At 68.4% G+C, this 3,276-nt stretch carries 4 protein-coding genes; all 4 read left to right on the top strand.

What is annotated here, in order from left to right:
* Window positions 1-899: 899 nt before the first annotated feature.
* Window positions 900-1,145, top strand: a complete 246-nt coding sequence (locus LCE31_RS38155) for a hypothetical protein (protein WP_225022758.1) — start codon at window positions 900-902, stop codon at window positions 1,143-1,145.
* 264 nt (window positions 1,146-1,409) lie between these two features.
* Complete coding sequence (locus LCE31_RS38160) at window positions 1,410-2,201, top strand: ParA family protein (RefSeq protein ID WP_225022760.1); 792 nt, start codon at window positions 1,410-1,412, stop codon at window positions 2,199-2,201.
* Window positions 2,198-2,629: a hypothetical protein gene (locus LCE31_RS38165; RefSeq protein ID WP_225022762.1), complete on the top strand. Its 432-nt coding sequence runs from the start codon at window positions 2,198-2,200 to the stop codon at window positions 2,627-2,629. The genes LCE31_RS38160 and LCE31_RS38165 overlap by 4 nt, the downstream gene beginning before the upstream one ends.
* A gap of 69 nt (window positions 2,630-2,698) precedes the next feature.
* The gene (locus LCE31_RS38170) at window positions 2,699-3,130 is read left to right on the top strand and encodes a hypothetical protein (RefSeq protein WP_225022764.1); all 432 of its coding nucleotides are present in this window, start codon (window positions 2,699-2,701) and stop codon (window positions 3,128-3,130) included.
* Window positions 3,131-3,276 lie beyond the last annotated feature (146 nt).

The following is a 3,276-nucleotide window of genomic DNA, read 5'->3' on the forward strand; positions in this document are numbered from 1 at the left end:
CTGTCTTGTCTTCTTCCCTACACTCCTTCCTACACTTCTCCCTACACTCTCCCCTACACCACTCGATGCGGGCTGCCGGGCGTTATCGCAGGTCAGTACTGGTTTCCGGGCTTGCCCGCGAGCGTGAAAACCCTCTCCGCCCGGTCAGCGGCGGGGAGGGCTGGTCTCATGTGCCGGGCCGGTGGACTGACTTGTAGTCAGGACGGTCTGGTGTCGGTGACCGGTCGGGTGACCGGCGTGACCGGTCACCGGCGTGACCGGTGACAGCGTCCCGCGCCTTGTGACCGGTCACCGCTCACGGGCCCGGTACTCCGTCACGGCGAGGGCGATGTGGGACATCACCTGGACTGTCGCGGGACAGAGCGGCGTCTTGACCGCGACCCGCGGCTCTGCGGGCTGGCGTTCTCGACGTCATACGACAGCGATTGTCGACGTCCTCGGGAGGCGCTTGCCGGGCCCCGATCTCGATGTCGATGAGAATGGGAGGCACCCACCCGCGCTCGGCAACGGAGAGACGAGGGCTGCGACCCGTCCCCGTAACCAGCGCTTTTGTCCCGGACCACGACCGAGCCGCAGACGGCGTCTCAGCGGTGGGCATCGGGCCGCCTCCCGAAGTCATCGACACTCGCCCCAGGCAGCACCTCCCGAACTGGCAGAGAAACGCTGCTCCTCGTCGTCGACAAAGCCAGCGGGCTCCGTACGCGTCCACGGGGTCGAGGTCGTCAACTGACACCGGCAGCGACGTCTTCGCCTTCGTGCTCCTGGTCCCGCGAGGCGTGCGGGAGGATTCTGGAGAGGTGGCGAGCAAGAGCGTCCGGCGCTGTGGCCAGTGCGGTAGGCCGCTGCCTGGGGAGAGCCGGTCCTCGCGCCGGTATTGCTCGGCGGCCTGCCGCACGAGGATGTGGCGCTGGAAGCGGGAGCGCGGGCGGTGGTGGCAGACGAACGTGGAGTTCGCCGCCGCCCTGTGGGAGGGCCGCGCGTACTGCCGGCCCCGCAAGCGCTGTCCGGTCTGCAAGAGCTGGTGGTTCACCGGCGAGGCCACCGGCGGCACCCGCAAGCGGGTGGATGCCGTGTACTGCTCACCGAGGTGCCGCACCCGGGCCTACCGCCAGAGGCATTCACGTTCAGGAGGCGTCACACCGTGACGTCTCCACGTGACGCTAAGAGGCCCGGCCGCTGACCTGCCGCCTGCGCCCGTCCGGCGGCAGCGGGCAAGCCCTCCGGCCCGTGGGCAAGCCCCGGCTTGCCCACGGCTTCAGGCACTCCTGCTCAGCGCCCACGCGGGTACTGAAGTCCGCCCGTCAATACAGCTCACAGCATCAGTGACGGCACGCCGTAGGACCGTAATGACGGCATGCCGTAGGACCGTAATGACGGCATGCCGTCATCACGGCGTTACGGTGCCGTACATGGTGATGACGAAAGACGCGCTGTTGAACCAGAAGGGCGGGGTCGCGAAGACGACGACCACGCTCCATCTGGGCGGCACGCTCGCGGCCTCCGGCCGCCGAACGCTCCTGGTGGACCTCGACGGGCAGGGAAACCTGACCGACGCCCTGTTGGTCCCGAGGCTGGAACCGACGGAGGAACTGACCCTCGCTCGCGCGATGCTGGAGACCTGCGACCGCGAGCAGGCCCGGTCCCTGGTGCGGCGGCACTCGGAGAACCTGTGGCTGATCCCCAGTTCCCTGGACCTGTTCACCCTGCCGCGCCGGCTGCACTCCACGCGCAGCAAGGAGGAGCGCCTCGCCTGGGTGCTGGAACTCCTCGCGGACGATTTCGACCACTGCCTCGTGGACTGCCGCCCCGCCCTCGACGTCGACACGGACAACATCCTGCGCTGGGCCGAACACGTCCTGATCCCGGTCGACGTCGACACGTTCTCTCTCAAGGCGCTGGAACTGCTGCTGGGCCAGATCCAGACCCTGATCGCCGAAACCCGCATGCCGATGCCGCACTACCGCGGACTCGTCATCAACCGCATCAACAAGCCGTTCAGCGGCTTCCACCAGAAGGTCTACGAAGCCTTCCACCGGCTCGCCCTCCCCGTCGTGGGCGAGATCCCGCTGCGCACCCTGGTCGCAGAGGCCAAGGACCAGGGACAGACCCTCGCCCAGTACGCCCCCGCCTCCGACGTCGCCCGCATGTACCGAGACCTGGCCGTCGCGGCCGGCTACCTCCCGAAGGACACCTCCGCATGAGCACCGGCAAGCCCGACTTCTCCGTCAGCACCGGCAACGTCAACCAGCTCCTGACCGGCCTCTCCGGCCGATTCGACAACGAACAAGCAGGTCAGAAGAGCAGTGACGGCACAACGGCACAACGGCACGACGGCACGACGGCAGTCCCCAGCCGCAAGCCTCCCGCCCCCGAACAGCCCGCACCCAAGCCCAGCAAGTACACGCTGCTCCTGGACGAGGAGGACGCCCTCGCCCTCGACTTCCTCGCCCTCGACCTGCGCCGCCGCCTCGGCCGCCCCGTCGACAAGTCCGAGATCCTGCGCACCCTCATCCGCCTCGCGGACACCGAGTCATTCGTCACCGAGTCGCTCGCCCTCACCCTCGACCGCCGCCTCACGCCCGAAACCCCCGTCAACCTCCCCACAAGGAAGCCAAGCCACGACGCGTAGCCGGTCCGGCGCGGGCCCGGGCGGTACCCGGACACTCTCCCGGTCGTTGACCCGGGCATGGCCGAACCCGTGACCCTCACCGTTCGCTACACCCCGCCCGGCGCACCCGACTCCGACAGCATCCACGTCAAGCTCCACGCCGCGCCGGGCGCCCGGATCGAACTCCACCTGCCCCTCCCGAACCCGCGAGACCCCACCGACACAGACCCGCAGACGACTCTCCTGCCCACCGACCACGACCAGGCGTCCCCCTGGGCCACGACCACGAAGCCCGAGGCCACAGCCAAGGACTGGGAGCTGCCCTGGCTGCCGGCAGACTGCGCCCCCGGCACCGAACCCCTCCTCCTCACCGACGCCCAGGCCGCCGCCCGCCTCCGCTACGGCTACGAGCAGGGATGGGCGCAACGACGCATCGGCGCCTTCGCGGGCCGCGCCCCAGCCACCGTGCACAAGTACGTCGAACGTTTCAGGGCAGAGACCAATACGAGAAAGACAACGTAAATCCAACCCGCTGAAAAATCCTCTCGGGACGCTTTCCGTTCCGGGGGTGTTTCGTGTTTGGGGGTGGGGTGGTGGTTGGTGTCAAGGGTGTTGTGGGCGACTGATGGAATTCGGGGCGGATGGCTGATGGGGCGTCAGGTTGGGGT

The sequence above is a fragment of the Streptomyces sp. 8L genome, assembly GCF_020176795.1.
GTDB lineage: Bacteria > Actinomycetota > Actinomycetes > Streptomycetales > Streptomycetaceae > Streptomyces.